Annotated in this window: 25 protein-coding genes and 1 riboswitch; of the genes, 18 read left to right on the top strand and 7 right to left on the bottom strand. The window is 60.4% G+C overall.

All coding sequences use genetic code 11. The annotated features are described in order from the left end of the window. Window positions 1–147: 147 nt before the first annotated feature. Window positions 148–441 (bottom strand): hypothetical protein, encoded by a 294-nt coding sequence (locus tag ACLQ8T_RS11215; RefSeq protein ID WP_038990641.1) that lies wholly within the window; start codon window positions 439–441, stop codon window positions 148–150. Window positions 442–624: 183 nt separating this feature from the next. On the opposite strand from ACLQ8T_RS11215, the gene ACLQ8T_RS11210 reads away from it, so the two are divergent. From ACLQ8T_RS11210 to ACLQ8T_RS11185, 6 genes are all read left to right on the top strand, one after another. Continuing rightward, window positions 625–1,158, top strand: coding sequence for a GNAT family N-acetyltransferase (locus tag ACLQ8T_RS11210; protein WP_413454674.1), 534 nt, complete (start codon window positions 625–627; stop codon window positions 1,156–1,158). 70 nt (window positions 1,159–1,228) lie between these two features. Then, a complete protein-coding gene (locus ACLQ8T_RS11205; protein WP_413454673.1) occupies window positions 1,229–1,615 on the top strand; it encodes a VOC family protein in 387 nt (128 codons plus the stop codon). A gap of 67 nt (window positions 1,616–1,682) precedes the next feature. Continuing rightward, window positions 1,683–2,144 carry a GNAT family N-acetyltransferase gene (locus tag ACLQ8T_RS11200; RefSeq protein ID WP_413454672.1) on the top strand — a complete coding sequence of 154 codons (462 nt, stop codon included), beginning with the start codon at window positions 1,683–1,685 and terminating at the stop codon, window positions 2,142–2,144. A 107-nt stretch (window positions 2,145–2,251) separates the two neighbouring features. Further along, complete coding sequence (locus ACLQ8T_RS11195; RefSeq protein ID WP_413454671.1) at window positions 2,252–3,013, top strand: isocitrate lyase/PEP mutase family protein; 762 nt, start codon at window positions 2,252–2,254, stop codon at window positions 3,011–3,013. A gap of 57 nt (window positions 3,014–3,070) precedes the next feature. Next, window positions 3,071–4,144, top strand: coding sequence for a tellurite resistance/C4-dicarboxylate transporter family protein (locus ACLQ8T_RS11190; RefSeq protein WP_413454670.1), 1,074 nt, complete (start codon window positions 3,071–3,073; stop codon window positions 4,142–4,144). A 301-nt stretch (window positions 4,145–4,445) separates the two neighbouring features. Then, the gene (locus ACLQ8T_RS11185) at window positions 4,446–5,183 is read left to right on the top strand and encodes a hypothetical protein (protein ID WP_413454669.1); all 738 of its coding nucleotides are present in this window, start codon (window positions 4,446–4,448) and stop codon (window positions 5,181–5,183) included. Here ACLQ8T_RS11185 and ACLQ8T_RS11180 read toward each other — a convergent pair. From ACLQ8T_RS11180 to ACLQ8T_RS11170, 3 genes are all read right to left on the bottom strand, one after another. After that, complete coding sequence (locus ACLQ8T_RS11180; protein ID WP_413454668.1) at window positions 5,180–5,674, bottom strand: mycothiol transferase; 495 nt, start codon at window positions 5,672–5,674, stop codon at window positions 5,180–5,182. The genes ACLQ8T_RS11185 and ACLQ8T_RS11180 overlap by 4 nt on opposite strands. Continuing rightward, entirely contained in the window at window positions 5,671–6,558 is an 888-nt protein-coding gene (locus tag ACLQ8T_RS11175) for a GNAT family N-acetyltransferase (RefSeq protein WP_413454667.1), read from the bottom strand. Before ACLQ8T_RS11175 ends, ACLQ8T_RS11180 begins: the two co-directional genes overlap by 4 nt. Window positions 6,559–6,684: 126 nt before the next feature. Then, window positions 6,685–7,104, bottom strand: coding sequence for an FAD-dependent oxidoreductase (locus ACLQ8T_RS11170; RefSeq protein WP_204722550.1), 420 nt, complete (start codon window positions 7,102–7,104; stop codon window positions 6,685–6,687). A 591-nt stretch (window positions 7,105–7,695) separates the two neighbouring features. Here ACLQ8T_RS11170 and ACLQ8T_RS11165 point away from each other — a divergent pair. The 5 genes from ACLQ8T_RS11165 (at window position 7,696) to ACLQ8T_RS11145 (ending at window position 11,710) form a co-directional block, all read left to right on the top strand. Then, the gene (locus tag ACLQ8T_RS11165) at window positions 7,696–8,391 is read left to right on the top strand and encodes a lysoplasmalogenase family protein (protein ID WP_413454666.1); all 696 of its coding nucleotides are present in this window, start codon (window positions 7,696–7,698) and stop codon (window positions 8,389–8,391) included. Then, on the top strand, window positions 8,382–9,176 hold the full coding sequence (locus ACLQ8T_RS11160) for an alpha/beta fold hydrolase (RefSeq protein WP_413454665.1): 795 nt from the start codon (window positions 8,382–8,384) through the stop codon (window positions 9,174–9,176). Before ACLQ8T_RS11165 ends, ACLQ8T_RS11160 begins: the two co-directional genes overlap by 10 nt. Before the next feature lie 22 nt (window positions 9,177–9,198). Next, window positions 9,199–9,759 carry a GNAT family N-acetyltransferase gene (locus ACLQ8T_RS11155; protein ID WP_413454664.1) on the top strand — a complete coding sequence of 187 codons (561 nt, stop codon included), beginning with the start codon at window positions 9,199–9,201 and terminating at the stop codon, window positions 9,757–9,759. Window positions 9,760–9,763: 4 nt separating this feature from the next. Next, entirely contained in the window at window positions 9,764–10,201 is a 438-nt protein-coding gene (locus tag ACLQ8T_RS11150) for an OsmC family protein (protein ID WP_204722545.1), read from the top strand. A gap of 288 nt (window positions 10,202–10,489) precedes the next feature. Beyond that, window positions 10,490–11,710, top strand: coding sequence for a mechanosensitive ion channel (locus ACLQ8T_RS11145; RefSeq protein WP_413454663.1), 1,221 nt, complete (start codon window positions 10,490–10,492; stop codon window positions 11,708–11,710). An 82-nt stretch (window positions 11,711–11,792) separates the two neighbouring features. On the opposite strand, the gene ACLQ8T_RS11140 is transcribed toward ACLQ8T_RS11145, so the two are convergent. After that, the gene (locus tag ACLQ8T_RS11140) at window positions 11,793–12,752 is read right to left on the bottom strand and encodes a GNAT family N-acetyltransferase (protein WP_204722543.1); all 960 of its coding nucleotides are present in this window, start codon (window positions 12,750–12,752) and stop codon (window positions 11,793–11,795) included. Window positions 12,753–12,831: 79 nt separating this feature from the next. Beyond that, window positions 12,832–12,937: riboswitch (TPP riboswitch) on the top strand. On the opposite strand from ACLQ8T_RS11140, the gene thiO reads away from it, so the two are divergent. The 7 genes from thiO (at window position 12,935) to ACLQ8T_RS11105 (ending at window position 19,346) form a co-directional block, all read left to right on the top strand. Next, window positions 12,935–14,062, top strand: coding sequence for a glycine oxidase ThiO (gene thiO, locus ACLQ8T_RS11135; protein WP_413454662.1), 1,128 nt, complete (start codon window positions 12,935–12,937; stop codon window positions 14,060–14,062). (Overlaps the previous riboswitch by 3 nt.) Next, window positions 14,059–14,304 (top strand): sulfur carrier protein ThiS, encoded by a 246-nt coding sequence (gene thiS / locus ACLQ8T_RS11130; protein WP_052253651.1) that lies wholly within the window; start codon window positions 14,059–14,061, stop codon window positions 14,302–14,304. Before thiO ends, thiS begins: the two co-directional genes overlap by 4 nt. An 8-nt stretch (window positions 14,305–14,312) precedes the next feature. Further along, window positions 14,313–15,128 (top strand): thiazole synthase, encoded by an 816-nt coding sequence (locus tag ACLQ8T_RS11125; RefSeq protein WP_204723292.1) that lies wholly within the window; start codon window positions 14,313–14,315, stop codon window positions 15,126–15,128. Next, a complete protein-coding gene (moeB, locus tag ACLQ8T_RS11120) occupies window positions 15,125–16,270 on the top strand; it encodes a molybdopterin-synthase adenylyltransferase MoeB (protein ID WP_413454661.1) in 1,146 nt (381 codons plus the stop codon). The genes ACLQ8T_RS11125 and moeB overlap by 4 nt, the downstream gene beginning before the upstream one ends. Before the next feature lie 93 nt (window positions 16,271–16,363). Continuing rightward, window positions 16,364–16,873 (top strand): GNAT family N-acetyltransferase, encoded by a 510-nt coding sequence (locus ACLQ8T_RS11115; protein WP_413454660.1) that lies wholly within the window; start codon window positions 16,364–16,366, stop codon window positions 16,871–16,873. 147 nt (window positions 16,874–17,020) lie between these two features. Continuing rightward, window positions 17,021–18,928: a translational GTPase TypA gene (gene typA / locus ACLQ8T_RS11110; protein ID WP_413454659.1), complete on the top strand. Its 1,908-nt coding sequence runs from the start codon at window positions 17,021–17,023 to the stop codon at window positions 18,926–18,928. Next, entirely contained in the window at window positions 18,909–19,346 is a 438-nt protein-coding gene (locus ACLQ8T_RS11105) for a hypothetical protein (protein WP_204722539.1), read from the top strand. The genes typA and ACLQ8T_RS11105 overlap by 20 nt, the downstream gene beginning before the upstream one ends. Before the next feature lie 76 nt (window positions 19,347–19,422). On the opposite strand, the gene ACLQ8T_RS11100 is transcribed toward ACLQ8T_RS11105, so the two are convergent. Further along, window positions 19,423–19,932, bottom strand: a complete 510-nt coding sequence (locus tag ACLQ8T_RS11100; RefSeq protein ID WP_204722538.1) for a helix-turn-helix domain-containing protein — start codon at window positions 19,930–19,932, stop codon at window positions 19,423–19,425. A gap of 125 nt (window positions 19,933–20,057) precedes the next feature. Beyond that, window positions 20,058–20,300: a hypothetical protein gene (locus ACLQ8T_RS11095; RefSeq protein ID WP_204722537.1), complete on the bottom strand. Its 243-nt coding sequence runs from the start codon at window positions 20,298–20,300 to the stop codon at window positions 20,058–20,060. Window positions 20,301–20,426 lie beyond the last annotated feature (126 nt).

The raw sequence follows: 20,426 nt of genomic DNA, 5'->3' as shown, positions 1-20,426 counted from the left end.
CGCACGGAGCCGCAATATACAAGGCTGCGAGCCAGCTGGCCCGGGAAAAAATATCCGTCCAGTTGGCCGAGGTAATTTGTTAAAGAACTGCGAGGGCCGTCCCGAAGGGCGACCCCCGCAGCCAAAGCTAAAGGGCAGGGTGCGGCATTAACCCTGTTCGAGAAGCTGGAAGCTCACGCCGCCCTGCTCGTCTACTGCCGCATCGAGTACTTTGCTATCCAGTGCGTCGGCAATCGCCTCGTCCACGTAGACAGGGCTGCCTTCGGTATCCACCACGCCATCGGTGCTTTCGGGCGCGGGGACAATCTGCAATCCGAAAGCTGCATCTTCAGGGTGGGTGCTGTCTGCCTGCATGATGCGCAGGCCAGCGGTTTCTTCCTCGGCTTGGTTGGTGACGATCGCGGTCACGATCGATGCTGCTTGGTCGGTCAGTGCGAGCACGATGGCTCTCCTTCCGGTTGAGGACATGCCAAGTTCAGGGCATGTGCGTGCCACGATTCCAAAAATGGCAATGAAACTCAACACCGCTTAACAGCTGCGCAACATGCTTGGACTCGACCCCAGCCCAGCGATAGGGTCCGCCCCAATGCATTGATAGGAATTGAACCGCGAAGGAGAAAACGAGTGACCAACAATCCGCCAGCCCACGGCGTGACTACCACGGAGCCTGAATTGCGCTTGACTGACTTCCGTGCTCAAGACCTGTCTGCGGTGCACAACTTCGCTGCTGACCCACTGGTGTGCCGGTACTCGACGTGGGGCCCTAACCAGCTGGCCGATACCCAAAAATTCCTTGCCGATGCACTAATCGAGCAACCGCACCGTCGCTTGCGAGCGATCATGCTTGGTGATGTGCTCATTGGTTCTGCGTCAGTGTGGGCAACCGACCGGAATGCCAAGGCCGGAGAGCTTGGCTACACGCTGAATCGGGAATACTGGGGCAACGGATACGCCACGGCTGCCGTGGGACACCTGCTCCGACTGGGGTTCGAAGATCTTGGTTTGGAACGAATCAGCGCAACGTGCGATGCCAGGAATGCAGCTTCCATCCGCGTCCTTGAGAAATCCGGTTTCAAGCTCGAAGAGCGCCGCACCGAAGACCCGGAAAACAACAAAGGACGGGTTGAAACCCTGGTCTTCGGATTGCACCGAACCTAACTGTGGTCAAGCGCCTTGCAGGTATATTGGCAGTACTGCGATGAGCATGTCTAGAGACGAGGAAACCTGAATGAGACTCCATCACGTTCAGATATCAATGCCACGTGGTGAAGAATCTGAAGCTCGACGATTCTACGGTGAGGCGCTGGGACTTGCCGAAGTTCCCAAGCCGGCCTCCCTCGCCGGAAGGGGAGGATGCTGGTTTCGTGCTTTCAAAGCGGATGCCGTGGTGGCGGAAATCCATCTTGGCGTAGACGATCCCTTTGTACCGGCCAAGAAAGCGCATCCGGGATTAGTTTGGGACTCAATCCATGAGCTGGAAACTCTCGCTGAACGCATCGGCTCCATGGGCTATGAACTGTCTTGGGCTGAGCGTGAAACCTTTGAAGGATATCTGCGGTTCCATGCGCGTGACGGATTCGGGAATCGACTGGAAATCATGACTCCGGCAAGCTAGCACAATCACATTACGTTCGGGAGGCCTTGTGGAACCGATGACTTTCGCAGCAACCAGGGATCAAGCCGTGCCAGATGATGTCGCGCGATTGCTTGCCTCTGTTCCCGAGTGGTTTGGCCAACCTGAATCCAACGCGGAGTACATCCAAGCCGCGCGGAGCAAGGAAACCTGGACCGTGCGCAATGCCGCCGGCACGGTACTCGGTGTTCTCTTAGTCGACCGGCACTACGCCCACAGCATCGAGATCCATCTAATGGTGGTCGACCGCGAGCACCACAGCAGCGGAATCGGGTCGGTCTTGTGTGCTGCTCTCGAATCCGACGCGCTCGCCGAGGGAGTTCAGCTGCTGCAGGTCAAGACCTTGGGGCCTTCGCACCCGGATGCCGGCTATGCGAAGACTCGTCGGTTCTATGAAAGTCAGGGATTCCTGCCGCTGGAGGAAACTGACCTCTGGGGACCCGAAACGCCCTGCCTGATTATGGTGAAACCACTAGCCGGCAAGCAGCGAGGGAAGCGAAATAGCGCTTGATTTCGGGCAGAATGGGGGGAAAGCTGGGAGTTCATCTTGCGGTTGTTTCGTTAGGGGAACTGGAGCCGTAGACTGGGCGCAATCCGCCACGACGATAGGAGATCTCCTTGCCGCATATTTCAGCTCTTGCCCAGAACCTCGCCCAGCAGCATGCTTCAGGAAAGCTGTTGGTGATGCCCACCGTGTGGGATACCTTCAGCGCCAAGGTGGCGGTGGAAGCCGGGTTCGAATCCCTGACCATCGGCAGCCATCCTGTCGCCGATTCCATTGGCAGCGCCGACGGCGAGCAGATGGACTTCGCAGACTACTTGGCTGTGGTGCAACGCATCACCAGCAGCGTCGACGTGCCGGTCAGCGCCGACGTCGAGTCCGGCTACGGACTGGACCCCAAAGAACTCTTCGAACGCGTCGCCGCAGCGGGTGCAGTTGGAGTGAATATCGAAGATGTCCTCCATCGTGAAGGAGGCCGTGTGCGCGAACGCCAGGAGCATGCGGACTACATCCACGGCGTCCGCCAAGCGGCGGATGCTGCTGGCATCGACTTCGTAATCAACGGACGCACCGATGCTGTGAAGCTGGCCGACAAGTTCGCCGACCCACTGGGTGAGGCTATCGAGCGCATCAAGCTGATGGAGCAGGCCGGTGCGCGCAGCGTGTATCCGGTGGCGCTGGCCGATGCGGATCAGGTAATGCAGGCCGTGCAATCGGTTGGAATCCCGGTGAATGTCACTGCCCACCCGGTCACGGCGCACGCCGCCGGAGACTTGGCGGCCCTGCGAGAGCTGGGAGTTCGCCGGGTGAGCTTCGGACCGCTGTGGCAAATGTGGCTGGTGGAGGTCTCCGGCAGGCAGCTCGGGGAGTGGCTCTGAGCTCTTGCCAGATCGTGTAATTGCACCTCGCTGAGGCAACAGTCGTACGCTGGAGGCATGGACGATCGGCAAACCCGGCATGAAACGGCACCCTCCAGACCTCGGGTTTTCCGTGAGATCCTGGAGAACCTGTCGCCAGGGTATTTCGCCCTGACGATGGGCACTGGCATTGTCTCCATTGGCCTTCACGAAGCCGGATGGGACCTTCTCTCCGGGATCCTGCTGGCGTTTGCCGTGCTGTCGTATGCAGTGCTGTGGGTGCTGTACATCTGGCGGGCAATTGTCTTCAGCGGAGCCATGAGGGCTGAACTTCGCCGACCGGAAATGGCCTTCGGGTACTTCACCGTCGTCGCAGGCACCGATGTTCTCGCGGTGCGATTGAGCGCCGAAGGATTCAGCGCGATCTCCATAGTGCTCGTGGCCCTGGCCGCCATTCTCTGGTTCATCTTCGGCTACGTGCTGCCGTGGCAGGTTTTCCTTAGCCGGGACGGAAAGCCGATCCTCTCCCGGGTCAACGGCACCTGGTTCATCTGGGCGGTGGCCAGCCAATCCTTGGCCATCGGCCTGAGCGTTATCCAGCCGCATGTTGCGAACGGGCAATCACTGATCGGCTTGCTTGCCGTGTTGACCTGGTCTGTGGGCGTCGCGCTCTATGCCGGCATCGCCGTGCTGGTGCTGCTGCGGATCGTGTACTTCGGGATGACTCCGAAAGAATTCGAACCACCGTATTGGGTGGCCATGGGAGCCATGGCCATAGCCGTTGTCGCGGGAAGCAAGATTGTCGGCATGGATTCCACGCCAATGGTTGATGCCACCCGTACGCTGATTGCCGGGACAGTGGCGGCTTTCTGGAGCTACTGCCTCTGGCTGATTCCAATCCTGGTGGGCGCTGGCGTGTGGCGGCATGTGGTGCACCGCGTTCCGCTGGTGTACGTGCCCACGCTATGGTCAATCGTCTTCCCTGTCGGAATGTTCGCAGTCGCCTCGATCAACCTTGGACGGGTCGACTCCTTGCCGGTGGTGGAAAGCATCGGCCACGGGTCGCTGATCGCCGCTGTGCTGGTGTGGGCTGTGGTCTTCGTTGCGATGATCCGCCACTATGTGCTGCTCGTTTGGCGCAGCCGCAGCTAATAACTGATTCCGTAGGCCTTGCCGATGCTGTGGTTGTCCTCAATGGTTGCAGCAAGAACGCGGACAGATCGGCACGCGGTATGGTTCCGCCCAACCGGCCGGGTTCGCCATGCCGTGTGCGACCGTCTCGCGGCCGCGGCTGGGGCAGCGGGGATCGAACCGAGCAGCTGCCCCGACAGGCCGAAAATCATTCTCAGCATTCCCCGTACCCGTTAAGCATTATTCATGGTCGGCGAGTTGATGAAATGCTAACTTAGGCCACAGGCGGCTATATCAACCCAAAGCACCGAGGCGCGTCATAATGAATGATTTTCCTGCTCAATCTCCATCTGGCATGAAGCAACGTCGAAGAGCATTCGCGTGGCAACCAGAATCCGATACGCTCGTTGCCCTGGCCACCTTGCTGGCGTTTTCCCTGTGCTACTACGCGGGAACCTCGATCAACAGCCTTTTCCTCTGGCTTGGCATTCTGGTCTTCGGCACCGCCATCCCACTGTGGACGGTGCTGTGCCAGCGGCGTGAAACCCTGGCCGGGGTGGGGATCACGAGAAAATTCCTGCTGGCGTCCGTGGCTGTCTCGCTGGTTCTGGGTGCCGGATCCGCCTACCAATTGTTTGCCTTGTCCAATGCCATGGGTGCCGATCTTGCAAGCCACCTGGTGGCGAACTTTTTGGTCCTGTGGGAACCTTTCTTCGTCTTCGGCTGGCTGTATCTGCGGTGGGAACGGGCCTTCGGATGGTTGCCGGCGATCGTGCTGACCGGACTTGGCTTCATGATCCAGCACCTCGGATCGGTCCAGTTGGAAGCGGCAGCAGGCTTCGGTGTTTTCGCCATCATGTTCGCGATTGCATTCTCTCTGGTGCGCAATCTGGCCGTGCTGTGGCCGCTGTTCTATCCTGTAGCCAGCGGGATCGGGACCTTGCAGGCGGGTTTTGTGATGGGATGGGACGATGCCGGCATTTCGGTTATCATCCTGTTGCTCCAGCTGGCGATCTTCTGGTGGATCAGCAAGAAGGCCAAGAGTCTGGCTGCGGCCTAGATCATCGTGCCGGCAGCGTAGGCGGCCTGCCCGACATGCACGGATGCATCGTCGATGATCGATACCAAGCGAACCCCACGGGTTACTGCTGGATTCCAGCTGCGATCGATGATTTCGTCCAGTTCTTCTTCGCCCAGCGTGGCAGCGTAGCCGCCGAGCGCGGACAGGCACGCGGCCAAGTAGTCCACGAGCAGCTGCTGGTCGCTCACGGTAATCTGGCGGGCCTGTTCGGGGCTATGCCCGTAGCCCATGGAATCGCCGAGCTCGCCCAGGTTGAAGCGTGCACGGAACTGCGCCCAGAGTTCGGGTTGGCCGCTCAGCGCCGAGAGCTGGATATCGGCTTCGCGCCCGGCATGCCACAGCAGCCAGGCAATCGAGTTGGGATGGTTTCCCGGATGGGCATTGAGCTGTTCGGCGCTTAGCTGCGGCAGGGAATGCGCCGCGTCAATTGGGCGCTGGGCCAGGTCGGCCAGAATCTCGGAGGCCTTCATGATTCCACCACTTCCTCGCGATGCCAGTCGCGGTCTTCGGTATCGGCAACGAACCCGGCGGCGAGATAGGTGGCAACGGCTGCGCGGTTCTCGCTGGGCGTGCACACCAAGGCACTGGACGCGCCCATTGACCGCAGCTCTGCGGCGGCGGCCAGGCTGATCGCCGTGCCGAACCCCTGGCCGCGAAAAGCCGGGTGCACCGCAATGGGTTCCAGGAGTCCTGGCCGCCCGGAACCAGCGGACCAGACCCCTGCGACCGCCAGCGGGTTCATCTCCCCGTCGTAGGCGGTGAGGCATTGGCCCTGATCATAGATGGGAGTGCTGGCCATGGTGTGCCAGCGTTTCAGCGCCCGGGCCAGATCCTCCTGCGTGAAATCGCTGCCGCGAAAGGCATTGAGGTGCACTTCCATCCACTGGCCGGCCAGGGAAGCATCAATCCGCCGGAAGGTCAGTTCGGGCAGCTGCACCGGAGCATCCAGCGCACGGCGCAGGGGAGTCCAGGCTTCACCGGGCACCCAGCCATGGGCCTGCAGGATCTTGCCCAGTGCCGTTGCGCCGCGGGCTTCGATGCTGGCACTTCCGGCCGGGAAGATCTGGTTTTCCGCAGAGCTGAGGTCGGCATGGATCTGCTCGGCTAGGGGCTGGATGTCGACAAAGTCGGGATGCAGTGCCATGCGGATCAGGTTCGGTCCATCGAGCAGGCCGATGGCATAGATGGATTCGCGGTCCGACCAGGCCCGGAGGCCTTGCGCGGCGGCTTCCATGCCCCGCATGGCGTACCAGCCCACATCGCCTGGATGCAGTTGCACCGGCAGGCCGTCACGTTGCCAGCTGGCGAGCTCGTCAACGAGGTCGGCAACCTGCGCCGCGGCGGGGGTATGCATTCGAAGGCCCATTGGCCTATTCAAGCACCGGCATGCCCGGCGGACAAGGGTACGCAAAGGGCAGCGGGATGGCAGCTTCCCCAGGATGCTGCGCTCCCGCTGCCCATGCGTGCGAGTGCCTCCGGCCTACAGCTCGACGGTGGCTTCCCAGGCCGAGTGGATGGCGCCGTGGATGTAGTTCACGGCGCGGGCATCGCCGACCACGTCGACGCTGAAGCCTGCGCCGCGCAGCTCGTCGGCAACTGGTGCGGCGGCGGTGGCGCCGTCCGCGTGGATCACCATGTCGGCCACGGCGCTCTGCGCCTCGCCGTTCACCGTGAACTCCACGGACTTTTCGGTGATGCGGTCCACCGTGGCGTTGCGGTGGATCTGCACGCCGTGGGCCAGGTTGTCCTTGACCGCGGTCCAGCGGCGCGGCATGGCCAGCGGCAGGCCAAGCCGCTGCTTCTCGTGCACCAAGGTGACCTTGCGGCCGCGTTCGGCGAGGAACTCGGCCAGGTCCGGGCCTACCAGCGAGCCGCCGATCACCACGACGTTCTTGCCCATCGGCAGCCAGTACTTTGGTGAACTGGCGGACGAACTCAGTGGACTTGGTCAGGCAGGAGAGGCGGCCCAGCTTGCCCATGGTGCTCAGCACCAGGCCGGTCTCGGCGGCGGTGGCGGTGCCCAGCATCATGGCGCGCAGGGTGTCGCCGGTCTGCACGTTCGGCAGGTCGCCGCCGGGCATGTCGGGCTTCGAGCGCATTGCGCCGGTGGCAACGATGATGTGGTCCGGGTTCAGAGCGCGGATGGTCTCCACGGTGGCAGGGGTGTTCAGCTTGACCGCCACGCGCAGTCGCTTGAGCTCGGACTTCAGCCAGTGCAGCAGGCGCTCGTTGTCAGGGGTGGTCATGGTGGAGAACCGCATGGTGCCGCCCAGGCGGCCGGCCTTGTCGATCGGGGTGACGCGGTGCCCGCGTTCGGTCAGCACGCGGGCCGACTCCATGCCCGAAGGTCCGTATCCGACAACCACGATGTGCTTGGAAGCGCTGGGAGGCTTCAGCGGCAGCAGCGTCTCATTGCCCAGCGCCGGGTTCACCGTGCAGAACGGGGTGTCGTCGAAGAAGTTCTCTCCCACGCACAGGTAGCAGTTGACGCATGGGAGGACCTGGTCGAACTTGCCCTGGCGCAGCTTGTTCGGCAGTGCTGGCTCTGGTGCTCGTCACTTCGGCCCATTTGCTGGCCCAGCTGTTCTGGCTTACCGCATTGCTGGCCGATGCCACGCAGATCTTGCTGATGCCGTTTTTGGCAGGAGCGGTGATCGCCTCCATCACTTCGCCGCGCGGCAGGCTGATCCGGTTGCTGCTGGCAGCGCTGTTCTTCTCCTGGGTCGGTGATGCACTGCCGCGGTTCATGGATGGAGACCCGGCATTCCTGGCCATGGTTGGCGGGTTCCTGATCGCGCAGTTCTTCTACATTGGCGCTCTGGCAAGATACTGGAAATCTTCCCTACTGCGCCGTTGGTGGATGCTGTTCCCCTATCTTGCGGCATTCGCAGTGCTGCTGGTCCTTGGCTCAGCCAAAGCCGGAGCGCTGCTTGCCCCGGTGATCATCTACGGTTTGGCATTGATGGTGATGGCCATCCTCAGTACTGGGCCGGGACCTGTCGCGGGTTCCTGCGGCGCAATTTTCTTCCTTTCCGATTCCTTGATCGCACTGCGCTCGTTTACGGATATTGGCCTTCCCTACATCGGATTCTGGATTATACTCACCTATGTGGCTGGGCAGGCGATGATCAGCTATGCCGCGAGCCAGCGTGATGCACAGGAGAAAAGCACGACGACATGCAGGTAAACCACCTCAGCAGAATCCCGTTATTCATGGTGCATGGCAACGGCGTAGACCACCGCATTCTCAAGCCGCTGGAACCATCGCTGGAGAAAACGCAGATTTTCGACTTGCACTACATCGACTTGCCTGGCTTCGGTACCTGCCCGCCGCTTGAAAATTCCGGTGGCCTGCCAGAACTGGCAACCTGGTTGGAAGCGATGATCCGGCAAACCGCGGGCGAGGGAAAATTTGCGCTGCTGGGCAATTCACTTGGCGCTTTGCTATGCCAAGAGATGGCCGACAGGTTTCCTGTCCAAGCTCAAGGGCTTTTCCTCCTGGCGCCAGTGGTCTTTCCTGATGGGACTCGGCGTACCGTGCCGGAGCGGCAGGTGTCAGTAGCAGACCCATTGCTTCTGGCTGAGCTTGATCCACGCCATGCGCAATTATTCTCTGACGTAGCAGTGGTTCAAACACCTGAAGCATGGCGGAAGTTCGCGCAGTGGGTGCTGCCCGGGTTGGACTGCGCGAACTTGCGCGCCATGGCCAAGCTGTCACGGCGGTACTTCCTTGACCCGCTGCCCGTCGAGCGCGAAAGCCAGCTGGATATTCCGGTCACGATCGTGTGCGGGAAGCAGGACCATGTCACCGGATACCTGGATCCCGAGCGGCTCGTCCACCGGTATCCCCTGATGAAGCTCCGCGTGCTTGAACAAGCGGGCCATAACGTGCACCTCGAGCAGCACGAACGGGTCTTGGACGAATTGCGGGACTGGGCGCAACGTACCGGCGGCTTGCAGGAACAATCTTGAACCGGAAGCAAGGTCCAACCCGATGACGCGCAACGCTCGATTGCGACTTGAGGAAATGCCGGCATCCGGCTACATTTCGAAGCAGCAACTACGGTTTTGCCTGAGCAAGAAGGAACTTGGCATGGATGAAGCTCTCGTGCTGCGCGAGTTGGCGAGCATTGATGAAGTGCCTGACCTATTGGATATCTGGCGCAGTTCGGTGGAACGCCGGGGGGACTTCCTCTCTGCTGCAGACATTGATGCAGTGGCAACCGCCCTGGAAGCAATCTATAGCCAGTCGGTGACCGTCAGAATCGCCCAGCAAGGCCAGCGCATCACGGGCTTCGCAGCCTGGAGCGATACACGCATTGAGCTGCTCTGGGTGCGGCACAGCGATCGCCACAATGGTGTGGGCCGTATCCTGCTGGACGAAATCGTCGCGCACACTCCTGGCATCAGTGTGCATCTGGATAGCCAGCGCCAGCCTGCCATTTCATTCTTTAGCGACTGCGGCTTCTTGGCAGTCGACGGTGGTCCAGAACTGGTGCCGGAACGGATCACGTTGCGCCACACAGAATCTTTGCCCCGAATCGTGGCACCATAGTTCCATGAGTGAAAATAGCCGTGAAATCCGGGAAGTCAGCATCAAACGCGTTGAATCACGCAAGTACCAGGCCACCAGCCTGGAATCCGGCGCCAGCCTGGAATTCGGCCAAGGCGAAGGGCTGCTGACGCCGGTGGAGCTTCTGCTGGCCGCCATTGCCGGGTGCTCAGCGATCGATGTTGATGTGGCGACTACCCGCAGAAGCGAACCTGAGAACTTCGAAGTCAAGGCGAGCGGCTACAAGGTCTCCGAGGACTCGGCTAGCCGAATGGAAGACATCCGCCTTGGCTTTGATTTGAAGTTCCCCGATACCGAGGAGGGGCGCAAAGCGGCCGGCATGGTTGAACGCATCGTCAAGCTATCCCATGACAAGTACTGCACGGTTTCCCGCACAGTTGAGCTAGGTGCCTCAGTGCAGAGCGAAGTCATCAACCAGGCCTGATGCATTTCGTGCGAATCCCAGATTGATAATGGCCAATGGCTGACTCCGCAACAGCCTGCAAGGCAATTCACGGATTTGAGCGCGACACGAATTTCCCAACATTGCGTGAATCAGTTGTGATTATGGCTTGATTGTTCGAAAAACGTTGAATCCAGCGTGAATGAATCATGCATCCGCAATTCGGGGTACGAAAGTCCATCGATTCAAGCTGGCAGTACGGGTCTTTGCCCTAGTCAGGAGAGAACCTTCATCGTAGGGTCAGATTGTCCCTACGTTGAAGGAGCAGCAATGCAGTCTGAGAACGTTTTAGGCAATATCGACTGGGCGTCGATGCTACAAAAGGTTGGCATCGCGCTAATCATCCTCATCATTACGTGGCTTCTAGCGCGCATCGTTCGGTGGGCTGCCGCCAAATTGGTGACCAGGGTGAAGTTCCTGCAGAAGCAGGGCAACGACGGAGAGCAAATAGGCCAATCTCTGGGCAAGGTCGCGGGTTTGATCGTCTGGCTATTCGGCCTCGTGGCAATCCTGCAAGTATTCGCGCTATCTGAAGTGCTATCGCCGGTGCAGGGCCTGCTCGGCGGCGTCATGGCTTTCATCCCCAACCTCATTGGTGCGGGCTTCATCTTCTTCATCGGCTACGTGATCGCGAATATCGTTCGCCAGCTGCTGAAGACCGGTTTGGGAACTGTCGACTTCAGCGGGCTGGTCCGCAAACTTACCCCACGCAATGAACCGGTAGACGAAGTACAGTCCCGAGAATCCCAAGCGAAGATCGTTGACATCATTGCCAACATCGTCTTCGCCTTGATCCTGCTCGTCGTTGCCATTTCGGCACTGCAGGTCTTGGGTATCGCGGCAATTTCGGACCCTGCCCAGCAGATGCTGCAGTTGGTCTTCACTGCGATTCCTCAGGTCATCATGGCCTTGGTGCTGTTGGCAGTCGGTATTCTGATTGCCAAGTTCGTAGGCCAGCTGCTTGAATCAACCCTTCACGGGGTAGGCGCCGACTCTGTTGTTGCCCAATGGGGCGTAGTTCCCGAAGGAAAGAGCGCTTCGGGAATCATCGCTGGCATCGTCAAGATTGCCATCGTGCTGTTCTTCGGCGTGATGGCAGCCCAGATGCTGAACTTCCCGGCGATTACCAACATCCTCAATGAAATTCTGGCCTTGGGCGGCAAGATTCTCTTCGGCGCAGCAATTATCGCCGCAGGTTTCGTCATCGCCAACGTCATTGGCCGCTTCTTGGGCGACACAACCGCTTCAAAGATCATCCGCTACACGGCAATTGCGTTGTTCGTAGCAATGGGCTTGAAGTACATGGGTATCGCCGACTCGATCATCAATATGGCCTTCGGAGCAATCGTCATTGGCGCGGCTTTGGCTGCGGCTCTGGCCTTTGGACTTGGTGGCCGCGATGCTGCGGCTCGCACACTGAAAAAGATCGAGGCCAATCAGGATACCGACGGCCCGGATTCGACGCCACCGGCATCAACTCCAGGCATCTAGCCAATATCACTAAACCTGAGGGACAGATAAAAAGTCGCGGAACCCGAAACCGGATTCCGCGACTTTTTTGTTGCCCGCCAAGCTACGGCTGCGTGCTCCACGGCAACGGCACTACATCCGGGACCTGATCAGTCCGCAACCGCGCGTAGGCGTACACGTCAATGCGTTCTCCATCAACCAGGAACTTACCGCGCTCGACACCCTCGCGCAGGAACCCGTTGCTTTCGGCTACACGCTTCGATCCAGGATTATTCGCCCGAAGTCCTAATTCCAAACGGTACAGACCTAGCTCGCCAAACAGGTGGTTCACCAAAGTTGCCACTGCGCGAGTGGCCAGAGACCTCCCGCGGTAGTCCTGGTTCATCCAATACCAAACCCATGCATTCTGATTGTCTGGATCGACAGTACCGCAGACCAAACCGACCAGCCGGTCTCGATAGGCGATGGCGAAAGCCTGCTGCCGTTCGCCGGCCTCCATCAGGGAACGCACGTACGATGCGGCTTTTTCCGGAGTGTCGGCATCTCCTTGGCGTTCCATATCGGCATTGGAGGAAAAGGCTTCGAAAACGGCTTCGGCATCCGATTGGCGCAGCCTGCGAACTGAGAAATCGTCGTCGACAGGTGCGGCCTTGCTGGGTTCTGCAAAAGAAAGCTGCCGCGCAGCGGGCGTGCCCTGATGGAAGAACAGCTGCCAGCGATCCTGCTCATGGATCCACAGCGAACTGCGCTCGCTGGCGGATGCCGAGGGCAACCTCCAGCGCAGAAGCACCGCTTGATCGGCAACCTGGATCGCCACGGGGCTCCCGACTTCCCGAGATCCAGAATCCACTTCCGGCTCCTGGTCCAGCTGGGCAATGATCGACTCGCGATCGTAGACACGGCCGCTGGCACCCACTTCGGAGAACTGCGGATGCAAGTACCGTTCCAATTGCCTGCGGCTATGGCGCTGGTTGGTTTCCAAGAGCTCCTGCTCCAACGAAATGATCGTGTTGGACAACGCAGATCCCTGGGGAAGCACGCGGGGGAAGTCATGAGATGCCATGTCAACTAGTACATCACAGAAGATGACGGAGCTGCGGTTGCTCCAGTTCGACTTTATGAGCTGGATCATGCCTATAATCGCAGTACTCCGCGGGAGCCTGTAATCGACCAGGCTGAGAGGGCACCGAGCCGACCGCTACACCTGATGCGGGTCATGCCGCCGTAGGAAGGATGCGTGCCCTCGTGCATGTGAATATTGTTGGCGCCGGAATCATCGGCCTGTCCGTCGCGTTCGAACTGGAATCGCGGGGACATACTGCCACCCTCATCGATCCAGCACCAGGCCAAGGTGCAAGCTACGCGGCGGCCGGAATGCTGGCCCCGGCAGCTGAAACGGTCTGGGGCCATGGCCCGCTTCACGAGCTGCTTGCCGCCTCGAATGCCGCCTATCCAAAGTTCATTGAGCGCATCGAATCCATGACCGGGCAACGCCCGGACTACCTGCAGAACTCAACCCTCGTCGTCGCGGCCGAACCGGCTGACCGCGAAGCCCTGCATGAGCTGGCCGAACTGCAAGCTTCCCTCGGCCTGTCAGCGGAAAAGCTCTTGCCCAGCCAAGCCCGCAAACTCGAACCAGCCTTGGCCGCGAATATAGCAGGCGCAGTCCTATGCCAAGATGACCACCAAGTCGACCCACGGTCAGTCGTCAAAATCCTGCTTGATCACCTGCGTGGCCGCCTGATCGAGGAGCGGGCGCAGGCGCTGGTGAGCGACGGAAGCCGAACCACCGCGGTACGCACCGCATCGGGCAAGATCCTCGAAGCGGATCAAACCATCGTGGCCAACGGGCTGGGCACCATTGACGGCCTGGACCGGGTGCCGGTGCGCCCCGTCTACGGAGATATTCTCCGGATCCAGGGGCCAGCTGGTCCGCCATTGATCACCCGGACCATCCGCGGCATTGTGCACCGGGAGCCGGTGTATCTCGTGCCGAGAAAGGACGGCAGCCTCGTTCTTGGAGCCAGCGTCCGGGAAGACCGCCAGCCTGCAGTGAACATCGGAGCCATGCACCTACTGCTGGACAATGCACGAAAGCTCATCCCCGGCATCAGCGACTGCACGTTGAACGAGGCAACTGCCCGGGCCCGTCCCGCCACACCTGATGACCGTCCGCTGCTGGGGCGCATTGACCCGGGCCTGGTGCTTAGCACCGGATACTCCCGGCACGGAGTGCTGCTGGCTCCGCTGGGCGCAACACTTACCGCTGATCTTATTCACGGAAATGGAACGCACCCCTTGCATCAGGCTGTGAATCCACACCGCTTCGCCACAGCGACCCAGACCACCGACCGAACGGAGCATCACCCATGAAAAGCATTGGCATCAAGTTCAATTCCCGGGAACTGAACCTGGACGAAGGAATCACCCTTCGCGAATTCATCAGCATGCAGATCGGCAAGGATCTGGATAGCAACTCGGCGGCCGTGGACGGCAGCAAGCTTGGAATAGCCGCCGCGGTCAATGGCGCTGTCATCCCGCGCAGCGCCTGGAACAGCTACACGCTGGCCGAAGGGCACAGCATCGAACTCGTTACCGCAGCCCAGGGAGGCTAGGCGTGGACATGCAAAACATCACCGAACTGGACATCAACAGCGATCCATTCCAGGTTGCAGGACGCACCTTGTCTTCGCGCTTGATCCTCGGCACCGGGGGAGCGAGTTCGCTGGCCACCCTGGAAAGCGCATTGCAGGCCTCCGGAACCGAACTGACTACCGTGGCCATCCGACACTTTTCGGCGGCAGGCGAGTCCAACGTGTATGACTTGCTGCAGCGCAACAACGTGATTGCGCTGCCGAATACCGCTGGATGCTTCACCGCTCGCGACGCGATCCTCACCGCGCACCTGGCCCGCGAAGCGCTGGAAACGAACTGGATCAAGCTCGAAGTGATTGCGGACGAGCACACGCTGCTGCCCGATCCACTGGAACTGCACGCTGCCACCGAACAGCTGGTCGCCGACGGGTTCCAGGTCTTTGCATACACCAATGATGATCCTGCCCTTGCCCAGCGCCTCCAGGACGCCGGTGTTGCGGCCATCATGCCAGCCGGAGCACCAATCGGTTCCGGCCTGGGCATCTTGAACCCGCACAATATTTCCACCATCGTCTCCCGCGCCCAGGTGCCTGTCGTTCTGGACGCCGGAGTCGGCACCGCCTCGGACGCTGCTCTGGCCATGGAGCTCGGCTGCGACGCAGTGCTGCTGGCCAGCGCGGTGACCCGGGCGCACAACGCACCACTCATGGCCAAGGCCATGAAGGATGCGGTGCGTGCCGGACGCGCCGCACGGCTGGCCGGCAGGATCCCGCGCCGCGACACCGCCCTGCCATCTTCGCCCACCGAAGGCATGATGCAGACCCTGGTCGGTGACTTCTCGTGAACCAGTCAGCATTGGTAGCCCCGGGACCGGAGCTGACACCGGAAGAATTGGCGCGTTATTCCCGGCATCTGTCGCTTCCCGGCGTCGGCGAAGAAGGGCAACGCAGGATCGCCAATGCCAAGGTGCTGGTGATCGGAGCCGGGGGACTGGGCAGCCCCATTGCCAGCTACCTGGTCGCCGCAGGGATCGGCACCCTCGGGGTCGTGGACGACGACACGGTTGAACTGTCCAACCTGCAACGCCAAACCATGCACCGGCAACAGGACGTAGGACGCTTGAAGGTGGAATCGGTCCGCCGGATGGCCCACGAGCAGAACCGGAATGTCCGGGTTATCGCCGTGGAGGGCAAACTGGATGAGACCAACGCCGTGGCGCTTTTCAGCGACTACGACCTGGTCATCGACGGGAGCGACAACTTCGCCACGCGCTACCTGTCCAACGACGCCGCGGAAATCACCGGCACCCCACTGGTATGGGGGACCCTGTTCCAGTTCTCCGGGCAGGTGTCCGTCTTCGACCCGCGCACCGGTCCGATGCTGCGCGATCTTTTCCCTGAAATCCCTGATGCGGACTCCGTGCCCAGTTGCGCCGAGGGCGGGGTATTCGGCGCACTGTGCGGCGTCATTGGCTCGGTGTTGTGCACCGAGGCCCTGAAGCTCATCACTGGAATCGGCACCACGCTCAGCGGAAAATTGTGGCTCTATGATGCACTGGAAGCCAGTGTGCGAACTCTCGACTTTGCCAGGGACCCGCAACGCGAGCCGGTGAGCAAGCTGGGAGAGTACCGGCCGGTGTCCTGCGCTAACGAAGGGCATGCTCCGGAACTTACCGTTGCTCAACTGGCGGACCTTGAAGCGCAGGAACCGGTGTTGCTGGTGGATGTGCGTGAAGCCTGGGAACGCGACATCATCGCGATCCCGCACAGCCAGCACCTGCCGCTCGTGCAGCTGGAAGAACAAGGACTGGGAGGGCTCGCGCAAGGTGCCTCGGCGGTTGTGTTCGTCTGCAAAACTGGTGTCCGTTCACAGCAGGCGGCGCGGATTGCCAGGCCGGATCTGCAGCCAGCCGTCCAGGTGTATAGCCTCAGCGGTGGCACCGTGGAATGGGCCAGGCAGGTTCAGGGGCAGCAGGTGGCCTACTAGTGCCCAGCGTTGCTGTGCCCGCGCTTCTTGGAGCCGGCCCAGCTCTGGCATACTTGCGCTATGGCTTTGGGAATTGCGCTGGAGATCCGTGAATTGAAAATCGGCGACGAGCAGCAGGCAATCGATGCCCATCATTTGATGCTTGGCGATGATTTCGAGTTCCTGCCCACCTGGTCTCTCGCTGAGGCGTGGGAAGACTACGTCTACCGGATGAAGGCAGGGCGCCGTGGCGAGCACATCCCCGAAGGATGGGTTCGCTCGGCGCTGTTTGCCGCCTTCGACGACGGGGAACTGGTGGGCCGTGTATCTGTGAGGTATGAGCTCAACGAGGGCCTGCTTCATTACGGCGGGCATATCGGCTATGGTGTAGTTCCCGAGTATCGTCGCCGTGGTGTGGCACAGCAACTGTGCAGATTCGGATTGCAGGAACTGCGCGAATCAGGAATTGAGCGCGCACTGGTTACCTGTGCTTCCGATAACATCGGTTCAAGATCGACCATTGAAAAATGCGGCGGATTGCTGGACGCCAAGCTTCCGGAAATTCAAGCCAGCCATCGCGCCGGCACGCTGCGTTTTTGGATACCTACCCAGTCGATCCGCTGAATTTCTCGCGACCGGTACATGAAATTCCTGTATGTTCTGACACAGATCAACAGACTATTAGTCTCGAGCGCGTAAACTGGATTGTTGGGTCGACTTTGGCCCCGACTCCACAGACCCAAATTCTCGAGCGGAAGTGAGCCTTCACGCATGTCAGCAAACACCATTACTCGCGATGAACTTCGCAATGTAGCCATTGTGGCGCACGTTGACCACGGCAAGACCACCCTGGTCAACGCCATGCTCCAGCAGACCGGCGCATTCGACAGCCATGGTGAAACCGAAGACCGCGTGATGGACTCAGGTGAGCTGGAACGCGAGAAGGGCATCACCATTCTTGCCAAGAACACCACCGTGTTCTACAGCGGCCCAGCGGCCGAGGGCAAGAAGATGACCATGAACATCATCGACACCCCGGGCCACGCCGACTTCGGTGGCGAGGTTGAACGCGGCCTGTCCATGGTCGACGGCGTTGTCCTGCTCGTCGACGCATCCGAAGGCCCGCTGCCGCAGACCCGCTTCGTGCTGCGCAAGGCGCTTGGCGCCAACCTGCCAGTGATCATCGTGGTCAACAAGACCGACCGCGCCGATGCTCGCATCGACGGCGTCGTCTCCGACTCCATGGATCTGCTGCTCGGCCTGGCCTCCGACTTGGCCGACGAAGCTCCGGACCTGGATCTGGATGCCATCTTGAACGTTCCCGTGGTCTTCGCTTCGGGCAAGGCCGGTTACGCATCGATGAACCAGCCAGTTGACGGCACCCTGCCTGACAACGAAGATCTTGAGCCGCTGTTCGAGACCATCATCAAGCACGTTCCTGCGCCGACCTACACCGAGGGTGAAGTCCTGCAGGCCCACGTCACCAACCTTGACGCTTCGCCATTCCTCGGCCGTCTTGCACTGCTGCGCATGATCAACGGCACCCTGCGTAAGGGCCAGCAGGTCAACTGGGCACGCCAGGACGGCACCATGAAGCAGGTCAAGATCACCGAACTGCTGGCCACCCAGGGCCTGACCCGCGTTCCAGCTGAAGAAGCCGGACCAGGCGAGATCGTTGCAGTCGCTGGTATCGAAGACATCATGATCGGCGAAACCCTCACCGACCTTGAAAACCCTAAGCCGCTGCCGCTGATCACCGTTGATCCGCCTGCGATCTCGATGACCATCGGCATCAACACCTCGCCACTGGCTGGCAAGGTCAAGGGCGCCAAGGTCACCGCACGCCAGGTCAAGGATCGCCTGGACAAGGAACTGATCGGCAACGTTTCGCTGAACATCCTGCCAACCGAGCGTCCAGACGCATGGGAAGTCCAGGGCCGTGGCGAACTGGCATTGGCCATCCTCGTTGAGCAGATGCGCCGCGAAGGCTTCGAGCTGACCGTTGGCAAGCCGCAGGTTGTCACCAAGATGATCGACGGCAAGGTCCACGAGCCAATGGAGCGCATGACCATCGACGTGCCGGAAGAGTACCTGGGCGCAATCACCCAGCTGATGGCATCGCGCAAGGGCCGCATGACCGACATGGCTAACCACGGCACCGGCTGGGTTCGCATGGAATTCATGGTTCCAGCCCGTGGCCTGATCGGCTTCCGCACCCGCTTCATGACCGAAACCCGCGGCGCCGGCATTGCCGCTTCGCTGGCCGAAGGCTACGAGCCATGGGCAGGTGCCATCGAATACCGCATCAACGGCTCGATCGTTGCAGACCGCGCTGGCGTGGTGACCCCATTCGCAATGATCAACCTGCAGGAACGCATGAGCTTCTTCGTGAAGCCAACCGAAGAGGTCTACGAGGGCATGATCGTGGGCGAGAACTCGCGCGCCGATGACATGGACGTGAACATCACCAAGGAAAAGAAGCTCACCAACATGCGTGCAGCTTCCTCGGATTCCTTCGAGAACCTGACCCCGCCACGCACCCTGACCCTGGAAGAGTCGCTTGAATTCGCCCGCGAAGACGAGTGCGTTGAGGTCACCCCGGAAGCAATCCGCATCCGCAAGGTGCTGCTGAACGCCAACGACCGTGCCAAGGCAACCCGTGCACGCGCACGCTCCTAATAAGCGCAATTCCCTCGGAGGCAACTTCTCCGCGCTGTGGCGCGGTGCGGTTGCCGCCGTGGCTGCAGGATTGTTCGGCACGGCAATCCACGCCTCCATCAGCTACGTCGGAAACGATGTCCCGCTGGTTTGGGGCGTGCTCGTTGCCTGGCTCCTGCTCGGAGTTCTGGTGTACTGGGCTGCGGTTTCCTCCGCGAAGCTGTGGGCCGGTGCGGCGGCGTTCATCGGATGCTATGTGACTGTTGGACTGATTTCCTATGTGGGCGATGACCAGCTGATCTTGGGCATGCAGTACTACGAGTACCTGCCCGGACCGACGTTGGCCTCTGCACTGTGGATGTACGGAATGGTCATTCCGTCGGTGATTGCCTTGCTGTGCTCATTGCGGGTGCTGCGCAAGCAACAACGGCAGAACTGAAAAACAGCAGGAGTTCTTCCCCCACGGGAGGAACTCCTGCTGTTTTTAATAAGGTTTTGGGGAAGCGGTGACCGGCCTACTGGCCGTCACGCGCATTGCCGGTGATATCCAGATGGTGGGCCAAGAACAGCGAGGTGGCCACACCATCGGGATCCGGCTCGCGTACTGCATAGTCCTCGATAACCGCCCGCAGCCGGCTCATCAATTCTTTCTGATTTTCTTCGTTGAGTTTCAGACCCAAGCGGATGACCTGTATTTCCTGCGGATCAAGTCCCTCGATTTCCTGCAGGAAGGTGTCCACCAGCATCGGAGCCGCGTCGGGAATGCGGGTGCCCCAGGACTGCTTGGTGCTTCGGTAGGGCACTTCTTTGGCACCGCGGTTGCCTCGGCGCGGCTCTTCCGCGGCGAGGTAGCCGTTGCTGACCAGGGTGCGCACGTGATGCAAGGACGTGGCGGGATTCAAATCCAGAATGTCCGCAATTTCCTTGTTCGTGCGTGACTCGTGGAGGCACAAGCGCAAGATGCGAAGCCTCAGCGGGGAGCTGAGGGCTCGTGCTCGCGATTGGACAAGTTTATCGGAGGGCATGAAAACAGCATACGCGAAAAGTGCTGAGTGATTGGCAGATTCAAATCACATGTCTTCCCAAGCCGGATCAACGCAGGTGCGACCCGGATGAGTGGCATCGTGAAATCAGGGCCGCTTGCAGAACGCTATTCGCTGCGCGGGATGCGGGGCCTACGGCGCGCCGGAGCCTGCGGTACCCGCTTGGCATGGGTGATCGCCGCACGGGGGATGCGTACCAGCTCGGTGCGGGTCTGGATGCTCACCGATTCCTCGGTTACTTCCCTCAGCTCTCCCAACGCGTCGGAAAAATGTCCGCCGGCCTGGCCCTCGGCCAGTCGGTAGCGGACAACTAGCCGTTCACCGGGCGTCACATCACTAAAACTAAGCATTTGGAAGCGTCATCTTTTCGTAAGAAGAATTCATTTGCACCACGGGAAACTGAAATGTGAATGGTCGATTACGTCACAGCGCGCCGATAGGCGGTTCGATGAATGGTTATACAGGACTAGACTGTA

Source organism: Glutamicibacter sp. FR1 (assembly GCF_047300825.1).
In the GTDB taxonomy this organism is placed as follows: domain Bacteria; phylum Actinomycetota; class Actinomycetes; order Actinomycetales; family Micrococcaceae; genus Glutamicibacter; species Glutamicibacter nicotianae.
The sequence above is the reverse complement of the archived record's forward strand: the minus strand, read 5'-3'. Positions and strand labels throughout refer to the sequence as shown.

Excerpts from the sequence above, each read along its gene's own strand:
- ACLQ8T_RS11205 (WP_413454673.1), top strand. The coding sequence starts at position 1,229 with ATGAGACTCCATCACGTTCAGATATCAATGCCACGTGGTGAAGAATCT.
- ACLQ8T_RS11190 (WP_413454670.1), top strand. The coding sequence starts at position 3,071 with ATGGACGATCGGCAAACCCGGCATGAAACGGCACCCTCCAGACCTCGG.
- ACLQ8T_RS11185 (WP_413454669.1), top strand. The coding sequence starts at position 4,446 with ATGAATGATTTTCCTGCTCAATCTCCATCTGGCATGAAGCAACGTCGA.
- ACLQ8T_RS11180 (WP_413454668.1), bottom strand. The coding sequence starts at position 5,674 with ATGAAGGCCTCCGAGATTCTGGCCGACCTGGCCCAGCGCCCAATTGAC.
- ACLQ8T_RS11175 (WP_413454667.1), bottom strand. The coding sequence starts at position 6,558 with ATGCATACCCCCGCCGCGGCGCAGGTTGCCGACCTCGTTGACGAGCTC.
- ACLQ8T_RS11170 (WP_204722550.1), bottom strand. The coding sequence starts at position 7,104 with ATGGGCAAGAACGTCGTGGTGATCGGCGGCTCGCTGGTAGGCCCGGAC.
- ACLQ8T_RS11165 (WP_413454666.1), top strand. The coding sequence starts at position 7,696 with ATGGGAGGACCTGGTCGAACTTGCCCTGGCGCAGCTTGTTCGGCAGTG.
- ACLQ8T_RS11160 (WP_413454665.1), top strand. The coding sequence starts at position 8,382 with ATGCAGGTAAACCACCTCAGCAGAATCCCGTTATTCATGGTGCATGGC.
- ACLQ8T_RS11155 (WP_413454664.1), top strand. The coding sequence starts at position 9,199 with ATGACGCGCAACGCTCGATTGCGACTTGAGGAAATGCCGGCATCCGGC.
- ACLQ8T_RS11150 (WP_204722545.1), top strand. The coding sequence starts at position 9,764 with ATGAGTGAAAATAGCCGTGAAATCCGGGAAGTCAGCATCAAACGCGTT.
- ACLQ8T_RS11145 (WP_413454663.1), top strand. The coding sequence starts at position 10,490 with ATGCAGTCTGAGAACGTTTTAGGCAATATCGACTGGGCGTCGATGCTA.
- ACLQ8T_RS11140 (WP_204722543.1), bottom strand. The coding sequence starts at position 12,752 with ATGGCATCTCATGACTTCCCCCGCGTGCTTCCCCAGGGATCTGCGTTG.
- thiS (WP_052253651.1), top strand. The coding sequence starts at position 14,059 with ATGAAAAGCATTGGCATCAAGTTCAATTCCCGGGAACTGAACCTGGAC.
- ACLQ8T_RS11125 (WP_204723292.1), top strand. The coding sequence starts at position 14,313 with ATGCAAAACATCACCGAACTGGACATCAACAGCGATCCATTCCAGGTT.
- typA (WP_413454659.1), top strand. The coding sequence starts at position 17,021 with ATGTCAGCAAACACCATTACTCGCGATGAACTTCGCAATGTAGCCATT.
- ACLQ8T_RS11100 (WP_204722538.1), bottom strand. The coding sequence starts at position 19,932 with ATGCCCTCCGATAAACTTGTCCAATCGCGAGCACGAGCCCTCAGCTCC.
- ACLQ8T_RS11095 (WP_204722537.1), bottom strand. The coding sequence starts at position 20,300 with ATGCTTAGTTTTAGTGATGTGACGCCCGGTGAACGGCTAGTTGTCCGC.